We start from the raw sequence: 21,593 nt of genomic DNA, 5'->3' as shown, positions 1-21,593 counted from the left end.
GGCCGACAATGCCCGCATGACCCCTCCCCTGTTCGACGTGCAATCGCTGACCAAGCGCTACGGCACGAACACGGTCGTCGACGACCTGTCGTTCCAGATCGCGCCGGGTGAATGCCTGGGCGTGATCGGCCCCAACGGCGCCGGCAAGACCACCACCATCCGCATGTGCCTGGGCCAGACCGCGCCCGATGCGGGCGCCATCCACTACCGCGCCGCCGATGGCCGCGCGCTGCGCATGCCCCAGGACATGCTGGCCGTGAAGGCCGAGATCGGCGTGGTGTCGCAGTCCGACACGCTGGACCCGGACTTCGACTGTGCCGAGAACCTGCTGGTCTACGGGCGCTACTTCGGCATGCGCAAGGCCGACATCGCGGCGCGCATCCCGCAGTTGCTGGAGTTCGCCTCGCTGTCGAGCAAGGCGCACGCCAAGCCGGCCGAGCTGTCGGGCGGCATGAAGCGCCGCCTGAGCCTGGCGCGCGCGCTCGTCAACGACCCGCGCCTGTTGCTGCTGGACGAGCCCACCACCGGCCTGGACCCGCAAGCCCGCCACCTGATGTGGGAGCGGTTGCAACTGCTGCTGCAACAGGGCAAGTCCATCCTCTTGACCACGCACTTCATGGACGAGGCCGAGCGCCTGTGTTCGCGCCTCCTGGTGCTGGACCACGGCAAGAAGATCGCCGAGGGCAAGCCGCGCGCGCTGATCGCCGAGCACCTGGAGCCCGACGTGGTCGAGGTCTATGGCAACGGCGCGCTGGAGCTGGCGAAACGCGACGAGCACGCGGCGCTGCGTGCCCACGCCAGCCGCGTGGAGGTCAGCGGCGAGACCGTGTTCTTCTACACGCGCGAAGCCAAGCCGCTGCTCGACGCCTTGGGTGGGCACGGCCACATCCGCACCTTGCACCGGCCGGCCAACCTGGAAGACCTGTTCCTCAAACTCACGGGGCGGCAGATCCGCGAAGACGCATGAGCGACGCGCCGGGCCGCCCCAAGCAAGCTCGCACCGAAGGCGCAGCCGAAGGTACTCAAATGAGCACGAGCATGAACACACGCAGCATCTGGCGCACGCCTGAGATCTCCACCCGCTGGTGGCCCGTCTTCCTGCGCAATCTGCTGGTCTGGCGCAAGCTGGCCATCCCCAGCCTGGTGGGCAACATCGCCGAGCCGCTGATGTGGCTGGTGGCCTTCGGCTATGGCATGGGGGCGCTGGTCGGACAGGTGCAGGTGGGCGGCGAGAAGGTGCCCTACATCCTGTTCCTGGCCTCGGGCTCGATCTGCATGAGCGCGATGAACGCGGCCTCCTTCGAGGCGCTGTACTCGGCGTTTTCGCGCATGCATGTGCAAAAGACCTGGGAGGGCATCATGAATGCGCCCGTGAACCTGGACAACCTGGTGCTGGCCGAGCTGCTGTGGGCCGCGTTCAAGTCCATCTTCACGGTGACGGCCATCCTGTGCGTGATGCTCGCGCTGGGCATCAGCCACAGCCCCAAGCTGCTGGTCGCGCTGCCCGTGCTGCTGGCAGCCGGCATCATGTTCAGCGCCATCGCGCTGATCTTCAACGCGCTGGCCAAGGGCTACGACTTCTTCACCTACTACTTCACGCTGGTGCTGACGCCGATGATGTTCCTCTCGGGCGTGTTCTTCCCGCGCGAGCAGCTGCCCGAGGTCGTGCGGCTGGCATCGGACTGGCTGCCGCTGACCAATGCGGTGGAGCTGGTGCGCCCGCTGTTCATGGACCGCTGGCCCGAGCACGCGCTGCGCCACGGCCTGGTGGTCGTGGCGTACGCCGTGGTGGCGTTCTGGGTGGCACTGGCGTTGACGCGGCGGCGGTTCAAGGGCTAGAAGAACCCTTCTTGCCGCAGTGCAGGCATGCTCGAAAACCATGCCTTGCGGCAAGCGGCGGCTGCCTATACTGCCGCAATGAACCAAACGGTACATTCCCGCCGCCGCACCGCGAGCAGCCGGTCGCGGGGCAAGGAGACCACCCGCACCAACGACCCCGCGCGCACCATGGCCAACATCATGGACGTGGCGCTGGTCGAGTTTGCCGAGAAGGGCCTGGCCGGCGCGCGCATCGACGAGATCGCAGCCGCCACGCAGACCTCCAAGCGGATGATCTATTACTACTTCGGGAGCAAGGAGGGGCTGTACCTGGCCGTTCTCGAAGCCTCGTATGCCGCCATGCGCGAGACCGAGGCCGACCTGCACCTCGATGACCTGGCACCGCCTGACGCACTGCGCCGCCTCGTCGAATTCACGTTCGACCACCACTTCGCGAGCGAGCCCTATATCCGCCTCGTGATGGCCGAGAACATGCTGCGCGGCCAGTTCCTGGCGCAAAGCGACAACATCCAGCAGCTCAACATCCCGGCCATCTCGGCGATCGAGAAGGTCTACGCGCGTGGCGTGGCCGGCGGGTACTTCCGCAAAGGGCTGGACCCGATCGACCTGCACGCCACGATCTCGGCGCTGACCTTCTTCAACGTGGCCAACCGCCACACCTTCGGCCTGATCTTCAAGCGTGACTATGCCGACCCCAAGGTGGCGGCCAAGCGCCGCGAAGTCATCGTCGAGACCGTGCTGCGCTACGCGAGGATCTGAAGCCTAGGGAAACTACTAGGACATGAAAACTAACCAGTTCGTACATTACTGGACCACCGAGGAGACAAGCTCGTGATTCAAAGATTCATCAATGGTTATTGCCGGGCCCTGGCCTGGCTGATGATCGCCAGCCTCGCGCTGATGGTCGTCATGGTGTTTGGCAACGTCGTCATGCGCTACGCGTTCAATTCGGGGCTCACGCTGTCCGAAGAGCTGTCGCGCTGGCTGTTCGTCTGGATGACCTTCATGGGCGCCGTCGTCGCATTGAACGAGCGCGCCCACCTGGGCACGGACGCGCTGATCTCGCGCCTGCCACGCATCGGGCAGCAGGTCTGCCTGGCGGCCAGCCTGTTGCTGATGCTGTTCGTGTGCTGGCTGGTGTTCGCCGGCGCCTACGAGCAGGTCAAGATCAACTGGGATTCGACCAGCGCCGTCATGGAAACCTCCATGGGCTACTTCTACGCCAGCGGCATGGTGTTCGCCATCCTGGCCGCGCCGGTGCTGCTGCTGAACCTCTTCAAGCTGTTCGCGGGCCAGCTGTCCGACGAAGAGCTCGTCGGCATTCGCGAATCGGAAGAAGGCAACCCCAACGACTACATCCCCCAGGAGCAAGCCAAATGACCATCGCCGTCTTCCTGGGTTCGCTCTTGGCCGCGCTGGCCATCGGCATGCCGATCTCGTTCGCGCTCTTGGCCTGCGGCGCCGCGCTGATGGTGCACATGAACATGTTCGACGCGCAGATCCTCGCGCAGAACGTGATCGAGGGCGCCAACAGCTTCCCGCTCCTGGCCGTGCCCTTCTTCATGCTGGCCGGCGAGATCATGAACACCGGCGGCCTGTCCAAGCGCATCGTGAACTTCGCGATGGCGCTGGTGGGCCATGTGCGCGGCGGCCTGGGCTACGTGACCATCGTCGCGGCCTGTTTGCTGTCGGCCCTGTCGGGCTCGGCCGTGGCCGATGCGGCCGCCCTCACCGCGCTGCTCTTGCCCATGATGGTCAAGGCCGGGCATGACAAGGCCCGCTCGGGCGGGCTGATCGCTGCCTGCGGCGTGATCGGCCCCATCATCCCGCCCTCCATTGGCTTCGTGATCTTCGGCGTGGCCGCCAACGTCTCGATCTCCAAGCTGTTCCTGGCCGGCATCTTCCCGGGCATCCTGCTGGCGGCCGGCCTGTGGGCCACCTGGTGGTGGACCACGCGCAAGGAGGACCTGCAGCCGCCGCCACGCAAGAGCGCCGGCGAAGTGTGGGCCGCGTTCCGCAGCGCGGGCTGGGCCCTGCTGCTGCCGTTGATCATCCTGGTGGGCCTGCGCATGGGTGTGTTCACGCCGACCGAGGCCGCCGTGGTGGCCGCCGTGTACGCGCTGTTCGTGGCCGGCGTGATCTACCGCGAGCTGACGATCCACCAGCTGTACGAGGTGTTCCTGAACGCGGCCAAGACCACGGCCGTGATCATGTTCCTCGTCGCCGCCGCCATGGTCTCGGCCTGGCTGATCACCGTGGCCCAGCTGCCCGACCAGATCGTGACGCTGCTGCAGCCGTTGCTGGACAGCCCCACGCTGCTGCTGCTGGCCATCATGGTGCTGGTGATCGTGGTCGGCACGGCCATGGACATGACGCCGACCATCCTGATCCTCACGCCGGTGCTGATGCCCATCGTCAAGGCCGCCGGCATCGACCCGGTGTACTTCGGCGTGCTGTTCATCATCAACAACTCCATCGGCCTGGTGACGCCGCCGGTGGGCACGGTGCTCAACGTGGTGGCCGGCGTGGGCCGCATGCGCATGGACGATGTCACGCGCGGCGTGCTGCCCTTCATGCTGGTGCAGTTCGCCGTGATGTTCCTGATGGTCTTCTTCCCGCAGCTCGTGATGTGGCCCGCCAGGCTGCTGTACGGCTGAAGCCTGCCCGCCCCTCTTACCCACCCGCGTTCAACCTCCGGAGACACCCATGAAACGACTGATGCTCAAGACCCTCGTCGCTGCCGCTGCCATCGCCGCATTCGGCGCCGCCCAGGCGCAGGACAAGACGATCAAGTTCGCCACGCAGAACCCCAAGGGCCACCCCATCGTGATGGGCATGGAGAAGTTCGCCGAGATCGTGGCGGCCAAGTCCGGCGGCAAGCTCAAGGTCAACCTGTTCCCCGGCGGCACGCTGGGCAGCGACCAGGCCAACGTCTCGGCGATCCAGGGCGGCACGCTGGAGATGGCGTCGATGAACTCCGGCATCCTGGCCAGCCAGGTCAAGGAATTCGCGATCTACGACTTCCCATTCATGTTCGGCAGCAACGCCGAGGTAGAGGCCATCGTGGACGGCCCCTTCGGCAAGAAGCTGCACGAGAAGCTGGTGCCCAAGGGCTTGATCGGCCTGTCGTACTTCGAGCTGGGCTTTCGCGACATCACCAACAGCAAGCGCCCCATCACCAAGGTGGAAGACCTGGCGGGCCTGAAGCTGCGCGTGATCCCCAACCCGATCAACGTGGACTGGGTCAAGGCCGTGGATGCCAACCCCACGCCGCTGCCCTTCCCCGAGGTCTACGCCGCGATGGAGCAAAAGGCCGTCGACGGGCAGGAGAACCCGGTCACCGTGATCAACGCCAACAAGTTCTTCGAGGTGCAGAAGTACCTGGTGCTCAGCCACCACCAGTACAACCCGCAGTCGGTGCTGATCAGCAAGAAGTTCTGGGACGGCCTCTCGCCCGAGCAGCAGAAGATCATCGCCAGCGCCGCCGCCGAGGCCACCAAGTACCAGCGCGAGCAGGCGCGCGCCCAGGTCGCCACCGCGCTCGACAACATGAAGAAGGCCGGCATGCAGGTGACCGAGCTGCCACCGGCCGAGGTGGCAAAGATGCGCGACAAGATGCGCCCCGTGACGGCCAAGCATGCCGTGACCGTGGGCCAGGAAGTGGTCGCCGAACTGCAGGCCGAGCTGGCCAAGGTGCGCAAGTAAGCCCCTGCGCCATGGGCAGGACCCGCATCGCCGTGGCCGGTGCCGGCTACATCGGCCAGGCCCACATGGGCGTGGCCCAGGCCAGCGCCCGCTGCACGCTGTCGGCCGTGGTCGATCCATCGCCCAACGCGGCCGCCACGGCCGCGCGGGCCGGCGTTCCGCTGTACGCCTCGATCGAGGAACTGCTGGCGCGCGACCGGCCTGACGGGCTGGTGCTCGCCACGCCCAACCAGCTGCATGTGCCGCAGGCGCTGCAATGCATCGCGGCCGAGCTGCCCATCCTGCTCGAAAAACCCATCGCCACCACCGTGGCCGAAGGCCGGCAGCTGGCCGAGCGCGTGGCGCAGACCGGCGCCAAGGTGCTGATCGGCCACCACCGCGCGCACAGCCCCATCATGGCCAAGGCCGCGCAGGTCATCGCCTCGGGCCAGCTCGGCCGGCTGGTCGGCGTGATGGGCAGCGCCACCTTCTACAAGGCCGCCAGCTACTTCGCCGACGGCCCCTGGCGCCGCGAGCTGGGTGGCGGCCCCATCCTGCTGAACATGATCCACGAGGTGCACAACCTGCGCATGCTGTGCGGCGAGATCGCGGCCGTGCAGGCCTTCGCGTCCAACGCCACGCGCGGCTTCGCGGTGGAGGACACGGTGGCCATCAACCTGCGCTTCGCCAACGGCGCGCTGGGCAGCTTTTTGCTGTCGGACACCGCGGCCTGCGCGCGCAGCTGGGAGCAGACCAGCCAGGAGAACAAGGCCTACCCGAGCTACGACGACGAGGACTGCTACGTCGTCACCGGCACCAACGGCAGCCTGTCGGTCCCCACCATGCGGCTCAAGACCTACCCGCGCGAGCAGGACCGCTCGTGGTGGAAGCCGTTCGAGGTGGGCACCGTGGGCCTGGTGCGCGACGACCCGCTCAAGCACCAGATCGAGCACTTCGGCGCCGTGGTGCGCGGCGAGGCCGCGCCGCTGGTGAGCGCGCAAGACGGGCTGCAGAACCTCCAGATCACCGAAGCCATCGCCGAAGCAGCCCAGAGCGGCCGCTCGGTGGACATCCATTGAACCGGGACACCACCATGAAATTCCTCGTGCTGAACGGCATCAACCTCAACATGTTCGGCAAGCGCGACCCGAAGCAGTACGGCACGACCACGCTGGCCGAGATCGACGCGCAACTCGTCGCACTGGGCCAGGAGCTGGGGGTCGAGGTCGAATGCTTCCAGACCAACTTCGAAGGTGCGATGGCCGAGCGCATCCACCAGGCGTATTTCGACGAGGTGGACGGCGTGCTCATCAACGCCGGTGCCTGGACGCACTACAGCTACGGCATCCGCGACGCGCTGGCCATCCTGAAGTGCCCCATCGTCGAGGTGCACATGTCCAACATCCATGCACGCGAAGCCTTCCGCCACCACTCGGTGATCGCCGAGATTGCCAAGGGCCAGATCGCGGGCTTCGGCGTGGACAGCTACCTGCTGGCCTTGCGCACGGCCGTGAATCTGGCACGCCCCGTGCAAGGCTAAGTCACCATGCGCCGCGCCATCGCCACCGTCTGCCTCTCGGGCCTGCTGCCCGACAAGCTGCAGGCCGCAGCCGCCGCGCGTTTCGACGGTGTGGAGATCTTCGAGAACGACCTGCTGCAGTTCCCCGGCAGCGCGGCCGATGTGCGCCGCATGGCGGCCGACCTGGGCATCACGATCGACCTGTTCCAGCCGTTCCGCGACTTCGATGCGGCCACGCCCAGGATGCTGGCGCGCAACCTGGAGCGCGCCGAGCGCAAGTTCGACCTGATGGCCGAGCTGGGCACGCGCATGCTGCTGGTCTGCTCCAACGTGCAGCCCGACGCGCTGGGCGACCCGGCGCTGCTGGCCGAGCAGTTCGCGCAGCTGGCCGAGCGGGCGGAGCAGCGCGGCATGTATGTCTCCTACGAGGCACTGGCCTGGGGCACCAAGGTCAACCGCTTCGCGCAAGCTTGGGAGGTCGTGAAGCGCGTGAACCATCCGCACCTGGGCCTCACGCTGGACAGCTTCCACACGCTGGCCGTGCGTGACGACCCGGCGCCGATTGCGCAGCTGCCGGGCGAGAAGATCTTCTTCGTGCAGCTGGCCGATGCGCCCTGGGTCAACACCGACGTGCTGAGCCACAGCCGGCACTACCGCTGCTTCCCGGGCCAGGGCGAGATGGAGGTCACGCGCTTCACGCGCGCGGTGGTGGATGCGGGCTACACCGGGCCGCTGTCGCTGGAGGTGTTCAACGACGAGTTCCGCTCCACGTCGGCGCGCGCCAATGCCGTGGACGCGATGCGCTCGCTGCTGTGGCTGGAAGACCAGGTGCGGCATGCCGCGCCGGCCGATGCGCTGAAGGTGCCGCTGTTCGACCCGCCGGCCGCGCCGCCTTTGGCCGGCTGGGGCTTCGTGGAGTTCGCGGTCGACCCGGCCTCGGGCGCGCGTATGGCGGGCTGGTTGCAGTCCATGGGCTTTGCGCGCATCGGCACGCACAAGAGCAAGGACGTGCAGCTGTACGGCCAGGGCGAGGTGCGCCTCGTGCTGAACCTGGAGGCCGACTCGCCCGCGCGCAGCCACTTCGATCTGCATGGCCCATCCGTCTGCGCGCTGGCGCTGACCACGCCCGACCAGGCCGCCACGCTGGCGCGTGCCGAGGCTTTGCTGAGCCCGCGCGTGACAGGGCATGGCGCGCAGGAACTGAGCATCCCGGCCGTGCGCGCACCCGATGGCAGCCTGCTGCATGTGTGTGCGCCGCCGGTCGCGGGACGCCATGCGTTCGAAGCCTTCTTCGACATCGACGAGGCCGCGCTGCGTGCCACGCCGGCAGGCGCCGCGGCACGCATCGACCACGTGGTACAGGCCGTGCCGGCCGGGCAGGTCGAGCCCTGGCTGCTGTTCCACCGCGCGGTGCTGGGCCTGTCGGCCGAGCGCCAGGTGGTGCTGCACGACCCCTATGGCGTGATCCGCAGCCGCGAGCTGGAATCCGCCGACCGCGCGGTGCGCGTGTCCATCACCGTGTCGGAGCGCGAGAACACCTCGACGTCACGCTCGGTGTCGCAGTTCCGCGGTGCCGGTGTGCAGCAGATTGCGGTGCACGTGGACGACCTCGTCGCCACGGCACGCGCGCTGCAGGCCGCGGGCGCGCCGCTGCTGCCCGTGCCGGCCAACTACTACGACGACATCGAGGCCAAGTTCGACATCGACGCCGCGCGGCTGGCCGACCTGCGCGCGCTGGGCATCCTGTACGACCGCGAGCCGGGCGGCGGCGAGTTCCTGCAGCTCTACCTGGCGCCGTTCGAGGAGCGCTTCCACTTCGAGCTGGTGCAGCGCATCGGCGGCTATGCGGGCTACGGCGCGGCGAATGCGCCGGTGCGGCTGGCGGCGATGGCACTCTGGCGGGACAGCGCCCCGCCATGACCAACACCGGCAGCGTGCTCGCTGCCACCGCACCGATCTACCTGCTGATCCTGTGCGGCTTTCTGGTCGTGCGCTACGGCGTGTTCACGCAGGACCAGATGCGCGTGCTGGGCCGCTTCGTGACGCTGATCGCGCTGCCGGCCCTGCTGTTCCGCGCGCTGTCCAGCCGCCCGCTGGGCGACATCCTGAACCCGCGCTACCTGCTGGCCTACGGGGCCGGTTCGCTGGCCGTGCTGGCCGGCGTCTGGTGGTGGGCGCGAAGGCGTGGTGACGGCTCGGCCAAATCGGCGCTGCTGTCGCTCGGCATGGCCAACTCCAACAGCGCCTTCATCGGCTACCCGGTGGCCTCGCAACTGGTGGGCGGCGCCACCGCCAGCGTGGGGCTGGCGCTGTCCATGCTCATCGAGAACCTGCTGATCGTGCCGCTGGCGCTGGCCGCGGCCGATGCGGACGACGCCAGCGGCAGCCTGTGGTCGCGCCTGCGCGTGATCGTGGCGCGCTTGGTGCGCAACCCGCTCATCATCGCGATCTGCGTGGGCATCGGCGTGACGGCGCTGGACATCCCCGTGCCCGACGTGCTGCAGCGCACCGTGGGCGTGGTGGCCGGCGCCGCCAGCCCGCTCGCACTGTTTGTGATCGGCGGCGCGCTGGTCGGCCTGCGCCCCGGCGGCATGCTGCGCGACGTGGCCACGGTGGCGCTGGGCAAGCTGCTGCTGCACCCGGCCGCGGTGCTGCTGGCCATCACGCTGTTCCCGCCCGCCGACCCCTCGCTGCTGCGCGCGGCCGTGATCTACGCGAGCGTGCCCATGCTCAGCATCTACCCGGTGCTGGCGCAGAAATACGGGCTGGATGGCCTGGCCGCGGCGGCGCTGCTGGCGGCGACGACGCTGTCGTTCCTGACGATCAATCTGTGGTTGGCGTGGGTGTGAGCGGGGGTCATTCGACCCGCGATTTGCCAAATTTTGCCAAGCTGCCGTAAGCTTGCGCCATGAGCACCATGAACATCTCCTTGCCCGATACACTGAAGTCGTTCGTGGACGAACAGGTGAGCGCACGCGGCTACGGCACCAGCAGCGAGTACGTGCGCGAACTGATCCGCCGCGATCAGGACCGTCTGCAACTCCGCGGCTTGCTGCTTGCTGGCGCAGCGTCCGCGCCAGCGGGCGTGGCGGATGAAGCCTACTTCCAAAGCTTGCGCGACCGCATTCGAAAGCCCTCCGTGGAGGGAGGGCGCGCACGTTGACTCAGAAGCCGGTCATCCTGCGCGCGCAAGCCCGCCAGGATGTCTATGACGCGATCGACTGGTACCTGGAACAACAGGCCAACACTGCCGCATCTGGTTTCGTCGATGCGCTGGAGCGCGCGTATCGGCACATCGCCCGCCAGCCCACAACCGGCTCACCTCGATACGCCCACGAATTGGGCTTACCGGGCGTGCGCTTCTGGCCGCTCACGCGGTACCCGCATCTGGTCTTCTACATTGAGCGCGACGACCACATCGATGTCTGGCGCGTGCTGCACGGCCAGCGCGACATCCCTGTCTGGATGCTGGAGCCCAGCGATCCGCCATGACGACTGACAAAAGCTTTGATCCGGATCACTCCATCCATTTGTCCGATGTCCTGCAGACCAAGCAGCAAGCCTCAGTCCGCAAGTAGGCCAAAACATGTTGCCACCTGAGGCCCAAACCTACTTTGACTCGCTGTCCTCAAGTGCGTCTGCGGACGCATCGGTCAATCTTGATAGGAAGCAAACTGAGTTCGAGCGTTCTGAGTTCTCACGGGGCCGCGGTCCGAGCGGTACTGGCTTTGCCGCGCGACTCGCTGTGCTGTAGTGAGAGAGCATGTCCGACCGAGCCCGCGCTATCGCGACCGCACTAGAGACGGTCCCCCGATCGTTCCAAAGCCCGCTGGAAAATGGTGTCGATGCGCAGCTGTTGGATTGGGGTACTCGTGCCTTGAAGACTGCCGATCAAGGGCTTGAAGGAGCCTACGTTCGTCACTTGGGGCGCTTCGGCGTTCACGTGACGCATGTGGTCGGGCTGGAGCACACCTATGCGCTGGCCCATGCAACCGTGGCCAATCTCGTGAGGCGCTATCTGTGGGCGCTTCGAAACGTGCCAGCAAAACGCCCAGACCAGCCAACTACGGCAATCCCCATGCCAGTGATCATTCACAACAACGGAACGATTGGTTCACTCCAGACCGGTGCCGGCTCGTTAGCGTACGTTCAGCAGGCGTGGGGCGACGGCGAAAAGATTGCGCTGCTCGCGGGCCTGGCGAACTTGCGTGACAGTTTGGACCGCGCACAGGATGTCGCGCCGGACCTACGTGCGGAGCTGATTGCAGACGTGGACAAAGCATCGGTAGAACTTCAACAGGAAACGCCAAACAAGGGGCGACTGCTTCGCTGGCTCGGTGGCATAGGTGCGGTGATCGGTACCGTGGGGAGTGTTCAACCGGCATACGAGGCGGTGAAGGATCTGGCCCGAGCCCTTGGGCTTTCAATCTAGTCAAGCAGAGGACCGCTCGCCGGTGGTTGAGCCCACTCGACGATGCCGCGCTTGGGACATTCGAGCCGCAAAGGCCGCCCTGCGGTCTGACAATCCCACGCCGCCTCACGAGCCGTAACACCTCTCCCCTGTTCAACGCGCGCGAAAGCTGTCACGCTTGCCGGACCACATCGCAAGCACGCTCCACACAGCCGGCGAACGGGGTCTGCACGCCGGCTGGGTCCACCCGCAGAAAGGAGACAGCCCATGCCAGCGTTCCGCCTCATCCCTTTGGCCGCGGCTGCCGCGCTGCTGCTCGGCCTGCCGCCCGCGCAGGCCGACGAGACCTGCAACTCGCCCTACATGGCCCGGCTCATCAAGGGCCAGGAGCATTACCTGCACGTGTGGACGCTGGGCGTCCAGGGCATGGGCGACGGCTCGGACAAGCTCGTCACCATCGACGTGGCGCCCGGCAGCAAGACCTACGGCCAGGTGATCCACAGCCTGTCGGTCGGGGGGCGCGGCGAGGCGCACCACATGGGCTTCACGGACGACCGCAAGCAGCTGTGGGCCGGCCGCCTGGACGACAACAAGATTTTCGTGTTCGACGTGGGCAGCAACCCGGCCAGGCCCAAGCTCGTGCGCACCATCGGCGACTTCGCGGCCAAGACTGGCTTCGTCGGGCCACACACCTTCTACGCGCTGCCGGGCCGCATGATGGTGCAAGGGCTGTCGAACGCGAAAGACCACGGCGGCGCGACCGGCATCGCGGTCTACAGCAACCAGGGCAAGCTGGTCTCGCTGCATCCCATGCCCAAGGGCCAGGCCGAGATCGGCGGGGGCGACGGATACGGCTACGACATCGCGGTGCACCCCGAGAAGAACCTGATGCTGAGCTCCAGCTTCACGGGCTGGACCAACTACATGATGGACATGGGCACGCTGATCCAGGACGCGGCGGCCATGAAGAACTTCGGCACCACCATGGCGCTGTGGGATCTGAAGGCCATGCAGCCGCGCCGCGTGTTCGAGGTGCCCGGCGCACCGCTGGAGATCCGCTGGTCGCTGGCCTCGGGGCAGAACTGGGCCGTGACGGCGACCGCGCTCACCTCCAAGCTGTGGCTCGTCAAGCAGGACGGCCAGGGCGAGTGGCAGGCCAAGGAGGTGGCGACCATCGGCGACCCGGCCAAGATCCCGCTGCCGGTGGACATCTCGATCACGGCCGACGGCAAGGGCCTGTGGGTCAACACGTTCATGGACGGCAAGACGCGCTACTTCGACATGACGGACCCGGAGCAGCCGAAGCAGACCTTCGAGCAGGTGACGGGCAAGCAGGTCAACATGGTGTCGCAGAGCTGGGACGGCAAGCGCGTGTACATCACCTCGTCGCTGCTGGCCAACTGGGACAAGAAGGGCGCGGACGACGAGCAGTTCCTCAAGGCCTACACCTGGGACGGCCAGGCGCTCAAGCCCGACTTCATGGTGGATTTCTACAAGGCCAAGCTGGGCCGCGCGCACCACATGAAGTTCTCGGCCAAGGCCGCGTCGTACAGCACGGCCGTGCCGGCCACGACGCAGGTGGCGGCATTGCGATGACCGCGGCCCGCCTTGCCGCCTCACTGTGGGCCCTGGCCGCCAGCGCGGCGCTGGCCGCCGGGCCGGAGGTGCCGCTGGTGCAGCGGCCGGTACAGGGCTTCGTGGCCAACCCGCCCGGCAGCTACGCCCTGCCCGTCATCCAGCCGGCCACCGACGGCGTGGTGCTGGAGGGCGACCGCGTGCCGCGCCGGCTCGCGCGCTACACGCATGGCGCGGTCACGCTGCTGTCCTTCGTCTACACCTACTGCACCGACCCGACCGGCTGCCCGCTGGCCTATGCCACCTTCGAAGACCTGCGCCAGCGCGTGGCGGCCAGGCCCGCGCTCCAGGGCCAGGTGCGCTTCGTCTCACTGTCGTTCGACCCCGTGCACGACACGCCCGACGCCATGCGGCTCTACGGCGGCGGGCGCGCCAGGTCCGCCGCCGTGCCCTGGCATTTCCTGACCACCTACTCGATGCGATTTCTCAAGCCCATCCTGGACGGCTACGGCCAGGACGTAGAGGTCGAGCGCGATGCCGACGGGCGGCCCACGCGCGCCATCACGCACATGCTCAAGGTGTTCCTGATCGACCAGGGCGGCATGGTGCGCGAGATCTACAGCAGCGCCTTCCTGCACCCCGAGGTGATGCTGAACGACATCGAGACGCTGGTGCTGCAGGACCGCGCGCACGCGCCATGACGGCAGGCGCCGTGCTGGCTGCGCTGCTGGTGGCGGCCGCGCCGGCCTGGGCCGGCCCTGTACTGGGCCTTCCGGAGCCGCCCGTGGACGCCGACATCCCGCGCCACGCGGCGGCCATCGCCCTGGGCCGCCAGCTGTTCTTCGACCGGCGCCTGTCGGCCAACGGCAGCATGTCCTGTGCGATGTGCCACGTGCCCGAGCTGGGCTTCGCCTCCACCGCCTCGCAGCGCGGCGTGGGCCTGGCCGGCGCCAGCCTGCAGCGCAACGCGCCCTCGCTGCTGAACGTGGCGTGGCGCCCGCTGCTGTTCTGGGACGGGCGGGCCACGTCACTGGTCACGCAGGCCTGGTCGCCGCTGCTGCATGTGGATGAGATGGGCAATGCCTCGGTGGCCGACGTGCTGGCGCGCATCCGCAGCCTGCCGGACTACCGTGGCCGCTTCGAGCAGGCCCTGGGCGGCCGTCCCAGCGAGCGCACGGTGGGACAGGCCCTGGCCGCCTTCCAGGCCACGCTGGTGGCCGGCGACTCGCGCTTCGACCGCTGGCGGTATGCCGGCCAGCCCACGCTGACGCCCCAGGAGCAGGCCGGCTACCGGCTGTTCATCGGCGCCGCGCGCTGCGTGCAGTGCCACAGCATCGGTGAGACATCCGCGCTGCTGGCCGATGGCAAGTTCCACGTCACCGGCGCCGGCCAGCGCCCCTTGGCGCGCCGGCTCACGCGCGTGGCGCTGGCCCCTGGCGTGCACACCGAGCTGCGCGATGCCGACCTGGCCAGCTTCGCGCCACCGCCGGAGCCCGACCCGGGCCGCTTCGCCGTGACACACGACCCCGCCGACCGCCACGCCTTTCGCACGCCCAGCCTGCGCGATGTGGCGCGCACGGCGCCCTACATGCACGACGGCTCGCTGGCCTCGCTGGAGGACGTGGTGGCGTTCTACGACCAAGGCGCCGGGGCAATCGACGGCGCAAGGCCGTTGCTGGCACCACTGGCCTTGAGCGATCCCGACAAGGCAGCGCTCGCGGCGTTCCTGCGCACACTCGACAGTGCAGGCTTGCCAGCGTTGGCGCAGCGGGTCCGGCGCAGCCCAGCGCGCCCTTGAGCCGCTTCAGGCCGGGAACTGCAGCGCGTTGCTCAGGTCGCCCATGGGCAGTTGTCCGCGCGCCTGCATCGCGTCGTCACGGGCCTTGAGCCCGTCGAGCTTCTCCAGGCCGAACACGCGGGTGATGAGGCGCAGGATCGAGCCGGTGTCATAGATGGTGTGGTCCACCGTGCCCTTGCGTGCGAACGGCGAAACCACGATGGCCGGCAAGCGCGTGCCCGGCCCCCAGCGGTCGCCCTTGGGCGGCGGCACATGGTCCCACCACCCGCCGTTCTCATCCACCGTCACGACCACCACCATGTTCTTCCATTGCGGGCTGGCCTGCAGCAGCTTGATCGCGTGCGCGATGTGCCGGTCGCCCGAGGCCACGTCGGCATAGCCGGCGTGCATGTTCAGGTTGCCCTGCGGCTTGTAGAACGTGACGGGCGGCAGCCGGCCGGCTTCGATGTCGGCGAAAAAGCGGTTGGTGCGGCTCTCGTCGCCCAGGCCACCATCGCGCAGGTGCCTTGCGCGGGCCACCGGGTTCTCGGGCCCCAGGTTCTTGAAGTAATTGAGCGGCTGGTGATGCGACTGAAAGTTGGGGATCGCCGGAACGCCCGGCGAGTCCTTGAACTGGTCGATCGTGGCCTGCCAGGCGCCGCCGTACCAGGCCCAGTCCACGCCCTTGCGGTCCAGCTTGTCCCCGATATGGTGGTGCACCTGCGGCACCAGCACGTTGGGTAGCTTGGGATCCGCGTAGGCCGGGTTGGCCGCGTCACGCACCCGTGTCGGCCAGTAAGGCGGCTGCATGGTGTTGACCGCATAGCCGTCGGGCGTCAGCGCGTTCGGTCCGAACTTGGGCGGGCCGTCCAGGGCACTGGCGGGGCTGCCCTCGGCCGGCGCCAGCCGGTGGTCGGTCGGGTCGCTGCTCTGCAGCCTGGCCACCTGCACGCGGGCCGGCGAGTTCATCACGTCCGGATAGAACGGCACGGTGCCGGTCACCAGGTACTGGTGGTTCAGGAACGAGCCGCCGAATGCGCCCTGGAAGAAGTTGTCGCACAGCACGAACTCGCGCGCAATGTCCCACAGCCGCAGGTTGAAGCGGCAGTCGCCGTAGTGGCCCATGGTGATGCCGCCGGCGTCGGTCCAGGCGGCAAAGCCATCGTTGCGCCCACCGTTGATCTGCATCTGGTTGTGATAGAAGGCATGGACCAGGTCGCGCGTCACCAGGCCCAGCGGCAGGCCCTCGCCCTGCGGGCCTTTCAGCACGAACGGCGCGTTGGGCAACTCCCCCTGGTACTGCTTGTCCGCCTCGTAGGCCACACCCTCCACCGTCTGCGGCGCATGCACGACGCCGCCCCAGGTCTGGGGCAACCTCGCCAGCAGCGTGCCGTCACGGTCGCGCTGCGCAAAGTCCCCCGGCTTGAGCGCCGACAGCGGCTTCTCCAGCCCTGGGAAATCCGCGAACAGGTTGTTGAAGCTGCGGTTCTCGCCGTAGATCACGACGACGGTTTTCACATGGGCCTGCAGCGCCGCGTCGGTCGTGCTCGCAACGCTGCTGCGCGGAACGTCGCTGGCGCAGCCGGCCACAGCGGCGCCGAGCCCGGCGGTGGCGATGCCGCCCAGGAAATGGCGGCGCTTGAGGGCCGGCGCAGCAGGCTGTTCCGTGTCGCTGGCAGGGTCGTTCGAAGTGGTGGGTGTGCGATCTGTCATGGTTTCTTGTGGTCGTGGGTGGGTCACATGGAGGCAGTGGTGCGGGCTAAGCGTGGTGGTGACCTCCGCGCCATTGCATACGATGTCTTGGCCGAAATGTGGCGCGGATAATGCGCACAAAATTTTCTGCAACATGGAACTGCATCAACTTCGCGCCTTCCTGGCCGTGGCCCGCCAGGGGCAGCTCGTGCGAGCTGCCGAACAGATTCACCTGACGCAATCGGCCCTGTCCAAACAAATCAAAAGCCTGGAGGACGAGCTCGGCGTCCTGCTGTTCGTGCGCAACCCGAGCGGCATGGCGGCCACGGCTGCCGGCCGCCGGCTGCAGCCGCTGGCCGTGCATGCACTCGATGCCGTGCAGGAGATCGGCACGGTGGCCGCCTCGCTGCGCGGCACGGTGTCGGGCCCGCTGCGGCTGGGGACCATCATCGACCCCGAGTCGATTCGCCTGGGCGCGCTGCTGGCGGCCATGGTGCAGTTCTATCCGCAGGTCGATGTCTCGCTGTCGCACGGCATCTCCGGCGGCGTGCTGCAGATGCTGCGCGCCCACGAGGTCGATGCCTGCTTCTTCCTCGGCGTGGTGAAGGACCCCGACATCGCGGTGCGCCAGTTGCTCATGGAGCACTACGTGGTGATCGGCCCGCCGGGCTGGGAGGAGCGGCTGCGCACCGCCGGCTGGCCCGAGCTGGCGGCCATGCCGTGGATGGCCACGCCGTTCGGCAGCTCGCAGCACGGCCTGGCGACCCAGATGTTCGCCGAGCGTGGCCTGAGCTACCGCACCGTGGTGCAGGCGGACCAGGAAGCCTCGATGCTGGAGCTGGTGCACACGGGCGTGGCGCTGGGCCTGATGCGCGAACGCGCGCTGACGCAGGCGCTGGCCACTCGGCATGTGGTGGCCTGGCCCGGCGTGCGGCTGCGTTGCCCGCTGTCGCTGCTGTACCGCCGCGCCGACGAGGAATCGGCCACGGTGCAGGCCCTGCTGAGCTCGCTGCACGAGATCTGGCCTGAAAGCGAACCCGACTGAGGCGCACATCGCTCAGCCTGCGCTGCGCGACATCGCCAGCGCCGCCCGGCCGGCGTAGCGGGCCTGCGCACCCAGCTCGCGCTCGATCAACAGCAGCCGGTTGTACTTGGCCACGCGCTCGGAGCGGCACAGCGAGCCGGTCTTGATCTGCGTGGCGCTGGTGCCCACGGCCAGGTCGGCGATCGTCGTGTCCTCGGTCTCGCCGGAGCGGTGCGACACCACGGCCGCGTAGCCAGCCCGGGTGGCCATGGCGATGGCGGCCAGCGTCTCGGTCAGCGTGCCGATCTGGTTGGGCTTGACCAGCACCGCGTTGGCGATGCCTTGGTCGATGCCGCGCGCGAGGATCGCGGTGTTGGTCACGAACAGGTCGTCGCCGACCAGTTGCACCCGGCCGCCCAGGCGCTGCGTCAGCAGCTGCCAGCCGTCCCAGTCGTCTTCGGCCAGCCCGTCCTCGATCGACACGATGGGATAGGCCGAGACCCAGCCCGCCAAGGTCTCGACGAACTGCGCCGCGCTGAAGGACTTGCCCTCGGACGCCAGCACATAGCGGCCGTCGCGGTGGAACTCGGAACTGGCCACGTCCAGGCCCAGCAGGATGTCGTGGCCGGGGCGAAAGCCCGCCACCTCGATGGCCTGCATGATGGTGTCCAGCGCCGCGACGTTGGACGGCAGGTCCGGCGCGAAGCCGCCCTCGTCGCCCACCGACGTGGCCAGGCCGCGCGCCTTGAGCACCGACTTGAGCGCGTGGAAGATCTCCACGCCGTGGCGCAGCGCCTCGCCGAAGCTGGGAGCCCCGACCGGCAGCACCATGAACTCCTGGATGTCGACGTTGTTGTCGGCATGCGCGCCCCCGTTGACGATGTTCATCATCGGCACGGGCAGCTGCAGCGGCCCGCTGTCCGCACCGGCCAGCGCGCGGTACAGCGGCCGGCCCGCATGCGCCGCGGCGGCCTTGGCCGCGGCCAGCGACACCGCGAGCAGCGCGTTGGCGCCCAGGCGTGACTTGTCGGGGCTGCCATCCAGCGCCACCATGGCCTGGTCGTTGCCGGCCTGGTCCCGGGCGTCGCGGCCCAGCAGCAGCTGGCGCAGTTCGTCGTTCACATGGCCGACGGCGCGCAGCACGCCCTTGCCGCCGAAGCGCGCCGTGTCGCCGTCGCGCAGTTCCACGGCCTCGCGCGTGCCGGTGGAGGCGCCCGACGGCGCGGCCGCCTCGCCGCTGGCGCCGCCGGCCAGCGTGACGCGGGCCGCCACGGTGGGATTGCCGCGCGAGTCGATGATCTCGAAGCCCTGGATGTCGGTGATGGTGCTCATGTCGTGGTGCTCGGGAGGATTCAGAGGGCCTGCGCGATGTGCAGCAGGTTGGTGGTGCCGGAGGTGCCGAACGGCAGGCCGGCGGCGATCACGAGGGTCTGGCCCGGCTGGGCCAGGCCCTGGGCCACGGCGGTCTGCTGGGCCAGCTGCGTCATCTCGGCGACGCTGGCCACGTCGGCGCAATGCACCGGGTACACGCCCCAGGCCAGCGCCAGCCGGCGCGCCGTGGCCAGGCTGGGGGTCATGCCGAGGATGGGCGCGCGCGGCCGCTCGCGTGCGATGCGCAGCGCCGACGCGCCCGAACTGGTGTAGGCCACCATGGCCGCCACGTCCAGCAGGCCGGCGACCGACCGCGCCGCGCTGCCGATGGCGTCGGCGCTGTTGGCGCCGGCCGGCGTGTGCGAGGCGTCCAGTGCGTCGCGGTAGTGCGGGTCGGCCTCGGTCTGCGCAATGATGCGGGCCATCATCGCCACCGACTCGCGGGGGTACCGGCCCGAGGCCGATTCGGCCGACAGCATCACCGCGTCGGCGCCGTCGTAGATGGCGGTGGCCACATCGGACGCCTCGGCCCGCGTGGGCACCGGCGCGCTGACCATGGACTCCAGCATCTGCGTGGCCACGATCACCGGCAGGCCGCGCCGCCGGCAGGCCCGCACGATGCGCTTCTGGATCGCCGGCACCTGTTCGGCCGGCATCTCCACGCCCAGGTCGCCGCGCGCCACCATCACGGCATCGGTCACCGCCAGGATGGATTCCAGCGCGTCGATGGCGGCCGGCTTCTCCAGCTTGGCGACGATGGCGGCGCGCCCCTGCGCGATGGCCCGGACCTCGGCAATGTCCTCGGCGCGCTGCACGAAGGACAGCGCCACCCAGTCCACCCCCAGCGACAGGCCGAAGTCCAGGTCGGCCCGGTCCTTGTCGGTCAGCGCGGACAGCGGCAGCACCACGCCCGGCACGTTGACGCCCTTGCGGTCGGACAGCAGCCCGCCGTTGACGACCCGCGTGTGGGCCTGGTCGGCGCTGCAGCGCAGCACCTGCAGGCGGATCCGGCCGTCGTCCAGCAGCAGCTCCACGCCCGGCGCCAGCGCCGCGAAGATCTGCGGGTGCGGCAGTTGCACGTGCGTCGCGTCGCCGGGGCCATCGGACTGCAGGTCGAGCCGGAACTCGGCGCCCTCCTGCAGCGTCACCGGGCCGGCAGCGAAGGTGCCGATGCGCAGCTTGGGGCCCTGCAGGTCGAGCAGCACGCCGAGGGGGCGGCCGAGCTCGGCCTCGACCGCGCGCACGGTGGCGTAGCGCGCGCGGTGGTCCTCGTAGCTGCCGTGGCTGAAGTTCAGGCGGAACACGTCGGCGCCCGCGCGCACCAGCGCTTCGATGGTGGCGCGGTCGCCGCTGGCCGGGCCCAGCGTGGCGACGATCTTGGCTTGGGAATGCAGCATGGGATGAAGGTCCTCAGGCGCGGTCGATCAGGATCGCGCGGAAATCGTTGACGTTGGTGAGCGTGGGGCCGGTCACGACCGAATCGCCCAGCTCCTGGAAGAAGCCATGGCCGTCGTTGCGGTCCAGGCTGTGGCGCGGGTTCACGCCCTGTGCCCAGGCGCGGGCCAGCGTGTCGGGCGCCAGCAGCGCGCCGGCGATCTCCTCGGCGCCATCGACGCCATCGGTGTCGCCGGCGATCGCGTGCACGCCGGCAAGGCCGTCCAGCGCCACGCCCAGCGCCAGCAGGAATTCGACGTTGCGCCCGCCGCGCCCGTCCGTGCCGCGCAGCGTGACGGTGGTCTCGCCGCCCGACAGCAGCACGCAGGGCGGCTGGAACGGCTGGCCGTGCAGCACCACCTGGCGTGCGATGCCGGCCATGGCCTTGGCCACGTCGCGCGACTCGCCCTCCAGGCTGTCGCCCAGGATGCAGGGCGTGTAGCCGGCGGCGCGCGCCACGGTGGCGGCGGCCTCCAGCGCGGCCTGCGGCGTGGTGATGGTGGCCAGCGTGTGGCCATCCAGGCGTGGGTCGCCGGGCTTGACGCTCTCGCCCTGGCCGCTCTCCAGCAAGGCGCGCACCGCCGGCGGCAATGCGATGCGGTAGCGCGCCACGATGGCCAGCGCGTCGGCGCAGGTGGTCGGGTCGGCCACCGTCGGGCCGGAGGCGATGTCCAGCGGCGCGTCGCCCGGCACGTCGGAGATCAGCAGCGTGTGCAGCCGCGCCGGGTGGCAGGCGGCCGCCAGCCGGCCGCCCTTGATGGCCGACAGGTGCCGGCGCACGCAGTTCATCTCCGAGATGCTGGCGCCGCTGGCCAGCAGCGCACTGTTGACGGCCTGCTTGTCGGCCAGGTCCAGACCCTCGCCCGGTGCCACCAGCAGCGAGGAGCCGCCGCCGGAGATGAGCGCGATGACCAGGTCGTCGGCCGTCAGCCCCTGCACCAGCGCGCGGATGCGCTGCGTGGCGCGCAGGCCGGCCGCATCGGGCACGGGGTGGGCGGCCTCGACGATCTCGATGCGGCTGCACGGCACGGCATGCCCGTAGCGCGTCACGACCAGACCTTCCAGCGGGCCGTCCCAATGGTCCTCCAGCGCACGCGCCATGGCGGCCGAGGCCTTGCCCGCGCCGACCACGATGGTGCGCCCGCGTGGGCGCGGCGGCAGGTGCGCCGGCAGGCATAGCGCCGGCTGCGCGGCGGCGATGGCGGCATCGAACAGGCTGCGCAGCAGCGGCCGGTGGTCCGGGCCCGGCGATGGCAGGGTCATGGCC

The 21,593-nt window shown here is 68.8% G+C and carries 21 protein-coding genes; 17 read left to right on the top strand and 4 right to left on the bottom strand.

Annotated features, from left to right (window positions below):
• Positions 1–16: 16 nt before the first annotated feature.
• The 16 genes from ASF43_RS26410 (at position 17) to ASF43_RS26340 (ending at position 14,826) form a co-directional block, all read left to right on the top strand.
• Positions 17–967, top strand: a complete 951-nt coding sequence (locus ASF43_RS26410; protein ID WP_056188122.1) for an ATP-binding cassette domain-containing protein — start codon at positions 17–19, stop codon at positions 965–967.
• A 71-nt stretch (positions 968–1,038) separates the two neighbouring features.
• A complete protein-coding gene (locus ASF43_RS26405; RefSeq protein ID WP_235578372.1) occupies positions 1,039–1,839 on the top strand; it encodes an ABC transporter permease in 801 nt (266 codons plus the stop codon).
• Positions 1,840–1,917: 78 nt separating this feature from the next.
• Positions 1,918–2,598 carry a TetR/AcrR family transcriptional regulator gene (locus tag ASF43_RS26400; protein ID WP_056188118.1) on the top strand — a complete coding sequence of 227 codons (681 nt, stop codon included), beginning with the start codon at positions 1,918–1,920 and terminating at the stop codon, positions 2,596–2,598.
• 72 nt (positions 2,599–2,670) lie between these two features.
• Positions 2,671–3,219 (top strand): TRAP transporter small permease, encoded by a 549-nt coding sequence (locus ASF43_RS26395; protein ID WP_200932615.1) that lies wholly within the window; start codon positions 2,671–2,673, stop codon positions 3,217–3,219.
• Positions 3,216–4,496: a TRAP transporter large permease gene (locus ASF43_RS26390; protein ID WP_056188116.1), complete on the top strand. Its 1,281-nt coding sequence runs from the start codon at positions 3,216–3,218 to the stop codon at positions 4,494–4,496. The genes ASF43_RS26395 and ASF43_RS26390 overlap by 4 nt, the downstream gene beginning before the upstream one ends.
• Positions 4,497–4,545: 49 nt before the next feature.
• Entirely contained in the window at positions 4,546–5,544 is a 999-nt protein-coding gene (locus ASF43_RS26385; protein WP_056188111.1) for a TRAP transporter substrate-binding protein, read from the top strand.
• A gap of 11 nt (positions 5,545–5,555) precedes the next feature.
• Positions 5,556–6,602: a Gfo/Idh/MocA family protein gene (locus tag ASF43_RS26380; protein WP_056188110.1), complete on the top strand. Its 1,047-nt coding sequence runs from the start codon at positions 5,556–5,558 to the stop codon at positions 6,600–6,602.
• A 14-nt stretch (positions 6,603–6,616) separates the two neighbouring features.
• Positions 6,617–7,063 (top strand): type II 3-dehydroquinate dehydratase, encoded by a 447-nt coding sequence (aroQ, locus tag ASF43_RS26375; protein WP_056188107.1) that lies wholly within the window; start codon positions 6,617–6,619, stop codon positions 7,061–7,063.
• 6 nt (positions 7,064–7,069) lie between these two features.
• Positions 7,070–8,962: a bifunctional sugar phosphate isomerase/epimerase/4-hydroxyphenylpyruvate dioxygenase family protein gene (locus ASF43_RS26370; RefSeq protein ID WP_056188104.1), complete on the top strand. Its 1,893-nt coding sequence runs from the start codon at positions 7,070–7,072 to the stop codon at positions 8,960–8,962.
• Positions 8,959–9,891, top strand: coding sequence for an AEC family transporter (locus ASF43_RS26365; protein ID WP_056188101.1), 933 nt, complete (start codon positions 8,959–8,961; stop codon positions 9,889–9,891). Before ASF43_RS26370 ends, ASF43_RS26365 begins: the two co-directional genes overlap by 4 nt.
• A gap of 59 nt (positions 9,892–9,950) precedes the next feature.
• Positions 9,951–10,205: a type II toxin-antitoxin system ParD family antitoxin gene (locus tag ASF43_RS26360; RefSeq protein WP_056188097.1), complete on the top strand. Its 255-nt coding sequence runs from the start codon at positions 9,951–9,953 to the stop codon at positions 10,203–10,205.
• Positions 10,202–10,534 (top strand): type II toxin-antitoxin system RelE/ParE family toxin, encoded by a 333-nt coding sequence (locus ASF43_RS26355; RefSeq protein ID WP_056188094.1) that lies wholly within the window; start codon positions 10,202–10,204, stop codon positions 10,532–10,534. The genes ASF43_RS26360 and ASF43_RS26355 overlap by 4 nt, the downstream gene beginning before the upstream one ends.
• A gap of 271 nt (positions 10,535–10,805) precedes the next feature.
• Entirely contained in the window at positions 10,806–11,474 is a 669-nt protein-coding gene (locus ASF43_RS31020) for a hypothetical protein (RefSeq protein WP_156373530.1), read from the top strand.
• A gap of 246 nt (positions 11,475–11,720) precedes the next feature.
• On the top strand, positions 11,721–13,049 hold the full coding sequence (locus ASF43_RS26350; protein WP_056188091.1) for a selenium-binding protein SBP56-related protein: 1,329 nt from the start codon (positions 11,721–11,723) through the stop codon (positions 13,047–13,049).
• Entirely contained in the window at positions 13,046–13,729 is a 684-nt protein-coding gene (locus tag ASF43_RS26345) for an SCO family protein (RefSeq protein ID WP_056188089.1), read from the top strand. Before ASF43_RS26350 ends, ASF43_RS26345 begins: the two co-directional genes overlap by 4 nt.
• Positions 13,726–14,826, top strand: coding sequence for a cytochrome-c peroxidase (locus ASF43_RS26340; protein WP_056188086.1), 1,101 nt, complete (start codon positions 13,726–13,728; stop codon positions 14,824–14,826). Before ASF43_RS26345 ends, ASF43_RS26340 begins: the two co-directional genes overlap by 4 nt.
• 6 nt (positions 14,827–14,832) lie before the next feature.
• On the opposite strand, the gene acpA is transcribed toward ASF43_RS26340, so the two are convergent.
• On the bottom strand, positions 14,833–16,518 hold the full coding sequence (acpA, locus tag ASF43_RS26335; protein WP_056188083.1) for an acid phosphatase: 1,686 nt from the start codon (positions 16,516–16,518) through the stop codon (positions 14,833–14,835).
• A gap of 133 nt (positions 16,519–16,651) precedes the next feature.
• Between acpA and ASF43_RS26330 the strand changes: the two genes are divergently transcribed.
• A complete protein-coding gene (locus ASF43_RS26330; RefSeq protein ID WP_056188080.1) occupies positions 16,652–17,542 on the top strand; it encodes a LysR family transcriptional regulator in 891 nt (296 codons plus the stop codon).
• 12 nt (positions 17,543–17,554) lie between these two features.
• On the opposite strand, the gene eno is transcribed toward ASF43_RS26330, so the two are convergent.
• From eno to ASF43_RS26315, 3 genes are read right to left on the bottom strand one after another with little or no spacing between them, the layout of a single operon-like run.
• Positions 17,555–18,853: a phosphopyruvate hydratase gene (gene eno / locus ASF43_RS26325; protein WP_056188077.1), complete on the bottom strand. Its 1,299-nt coding sequence runs from the start codon at positions 18,851–18,853 to the stop codon at positions 17,555–17,557.
• 20 nt (positions 18,854–18,873) lie between these two features.
• Positions 18,874–20,289, bottom strand: a complete 1,416-nt coding sequence (gene pyk / locus ASF43_RS26320) for a pyruvate kinase (protein ID WP_056188074.1) — start codon at positions 20,287–20,289, stop codon at positions 18,874–18,876.
• 13 nt (positions 20,290–20,302) lie between these two features.
• A complete protein-coding gene (locus tag ASF43_RS26315; RefSeq protein ID WP_056188071.1) occupies positions 20,303–21,589 on the bottom strand; it encodes a glycerate kinase in 1,287 nt (428 codons plus the stop codon).
• Positions 21,590–21,593 lie beyond the last annotated feature (4 nt).

It is taken from the genome of Pseudorhodoferax sp. Leaf267 (assembly GCF_001422405.1).
Taxonomy (GTDB): Bacteria; Pseudomonadota; Gammaproteobacteria; order Burkholderiales; family Burkholderiaceae_C; genus Pseudorhodoferax.
The sequence above is the reverse complement of the archived record's forward strand: the minus strand, read 5'-3'. Positions and strand labels throughout refer to the sequence as shown.

What these genes read in the sequence shown, in the direction of transcription:
- ASF43_RS31020 (WP_156373530.1), top strand. Translation starts at nt 10,806, where the DNA reads ATGTCCGACCGAGCCCGCGCTATCGCGACCGCACTAGAGACGGTCCCC.
- aroQ (WP_056188107.1), top strand. Translation starts at nt 6,617, where the DNA reads ATGAAATTCCTCGTGCTGAACGGCATCAACCTCAACATGTTCGGCAAG.
- ASF43_RS26315 (WP_056188071.1), bottom strand. Translation starts at nt 21,589, where the DNA reads ATGACCCTGCCATCGCCGGGCCCGGACCACCGGCCGCTGCTGCGCAGC.
- ASF43_RS26345 (WP_056188089.1), top strand. Translation starts at nt 13,046, where the DNA reads ATGACCGCGGCCCGCCTTGCCGCCTCACTGTGGGCCCTGGCCGCCAGC.
- ASF43_RS26405 (WP_235578372.1), top strand. Translation starts at nt 1,039, where the DNA reads ATGAACACACGCAGCATCTGGCGCACGCCTGAGATCTCCACCCGCTGG.
- ASF43_RS26410 (WP_056188122.1), top strand. Translation starts at nt 17, where the DNA reads ATGACCCCTCCCCTGTTCGACGTGCAATCGCTGACCAAGCGCTACGGC.
- ASF43_RS26400 (WP_056188118.1), top strand. Translation starts at nt 1,918, where the DNA reads ATGAACCAAACGGTACATTCCCGCCGCCGCACCGCGAGCAGCCGGTCG.
- ASF43_RS26390 (WP_056188116.1), top strand. Translation starts at nt 3,216, where the DNA reads ATGACCATCGCCGTCTTCCTGGGTTCGCTCTTGGCCGCGCTGGCCATC.
- ASF43_RS26350 (WP_056188091.1), top strand. Translation starts at nt 11,721, where the DNA reads ATGCCAGCGTTCCGCCTCATCCCTTTGGCCGCGGCTGCCGCGCTGCTG.
- pyk (WP_056188074.1), bottom strand. Translation starts at nt 20,289, where the DNA reads ATGCTGCATTCCCAAGCCAAGATCGTCGCCACGCTGGGCCCGGCCAGC.
- ASF43_RS26370 (WP_056188104.1), top strand. Translation starts at nt 7,070, where the DNA reads ATGCGCCGCGCCATCGCCACCGTCTGCCTCTCGGGCCTGCTGCCCGAC.
- ASF43_RS26330 (WP_056188080.1), top strand. Translation starts at nt 16,652, where the DNA reads ATGGAACTGCATCAACTTCGCGCCTTCCTGGCCGTGGCCCGCCAGGGG.
- ASF43_RS26385 (WP_056188111.1), top strand. Translation starts at nt 4,546, where the DNA reads ATGAAACGACTGATGCTCAAGACCCTCGTCGCTGCCGCTGCCATCGCC.
- ASF43_RS26360 (WP_056188097.1), top strand. Translation starts at nt 9,951, where the DNA reads ATGAGCACCATGAACATCTCCTTGCCCGATACACTGAAGTCGTTCGTG.
- acpA (WP_056188083.1), bottom strand. Translation starts at nt 16,518, where the DNA reads ATGACAGATCGCACACCCACCACTTCGAACGACCCTGCCAGCGACACG.
- ASF43_RS26340 (WP_056188086.1), top strand. Translation starts at nt 13,726, where the DNA reads ATGACGGCAGGCGCCGTGCTGGCTGCGCTGCTGGTGGCGGCCGCGCCG.
- ASF43_RS26380 (WP_056188110.1), top strand. Translation starts at nt 5,556, where the DNA reads ATGGGCAGGACCCGCATCGCCGTGGCCGGTGCCGGCTACATCGGCCAG.
- eno (WP_056188077.1), bottom strand. Translation starts at nt 18,853, where the DNA reads ATGAGCACCATCACCGACATCCAGGGCTTCGAGATCATCGACTCGCGC.
- ASF43_RS26365 (WP_056188101.1), top strand. Translation starts at nt 8,959, where the DNA reads ATGACCAACACCGGCAGCGTGCTCGCTGCCACCGCACCGATCTACCTG.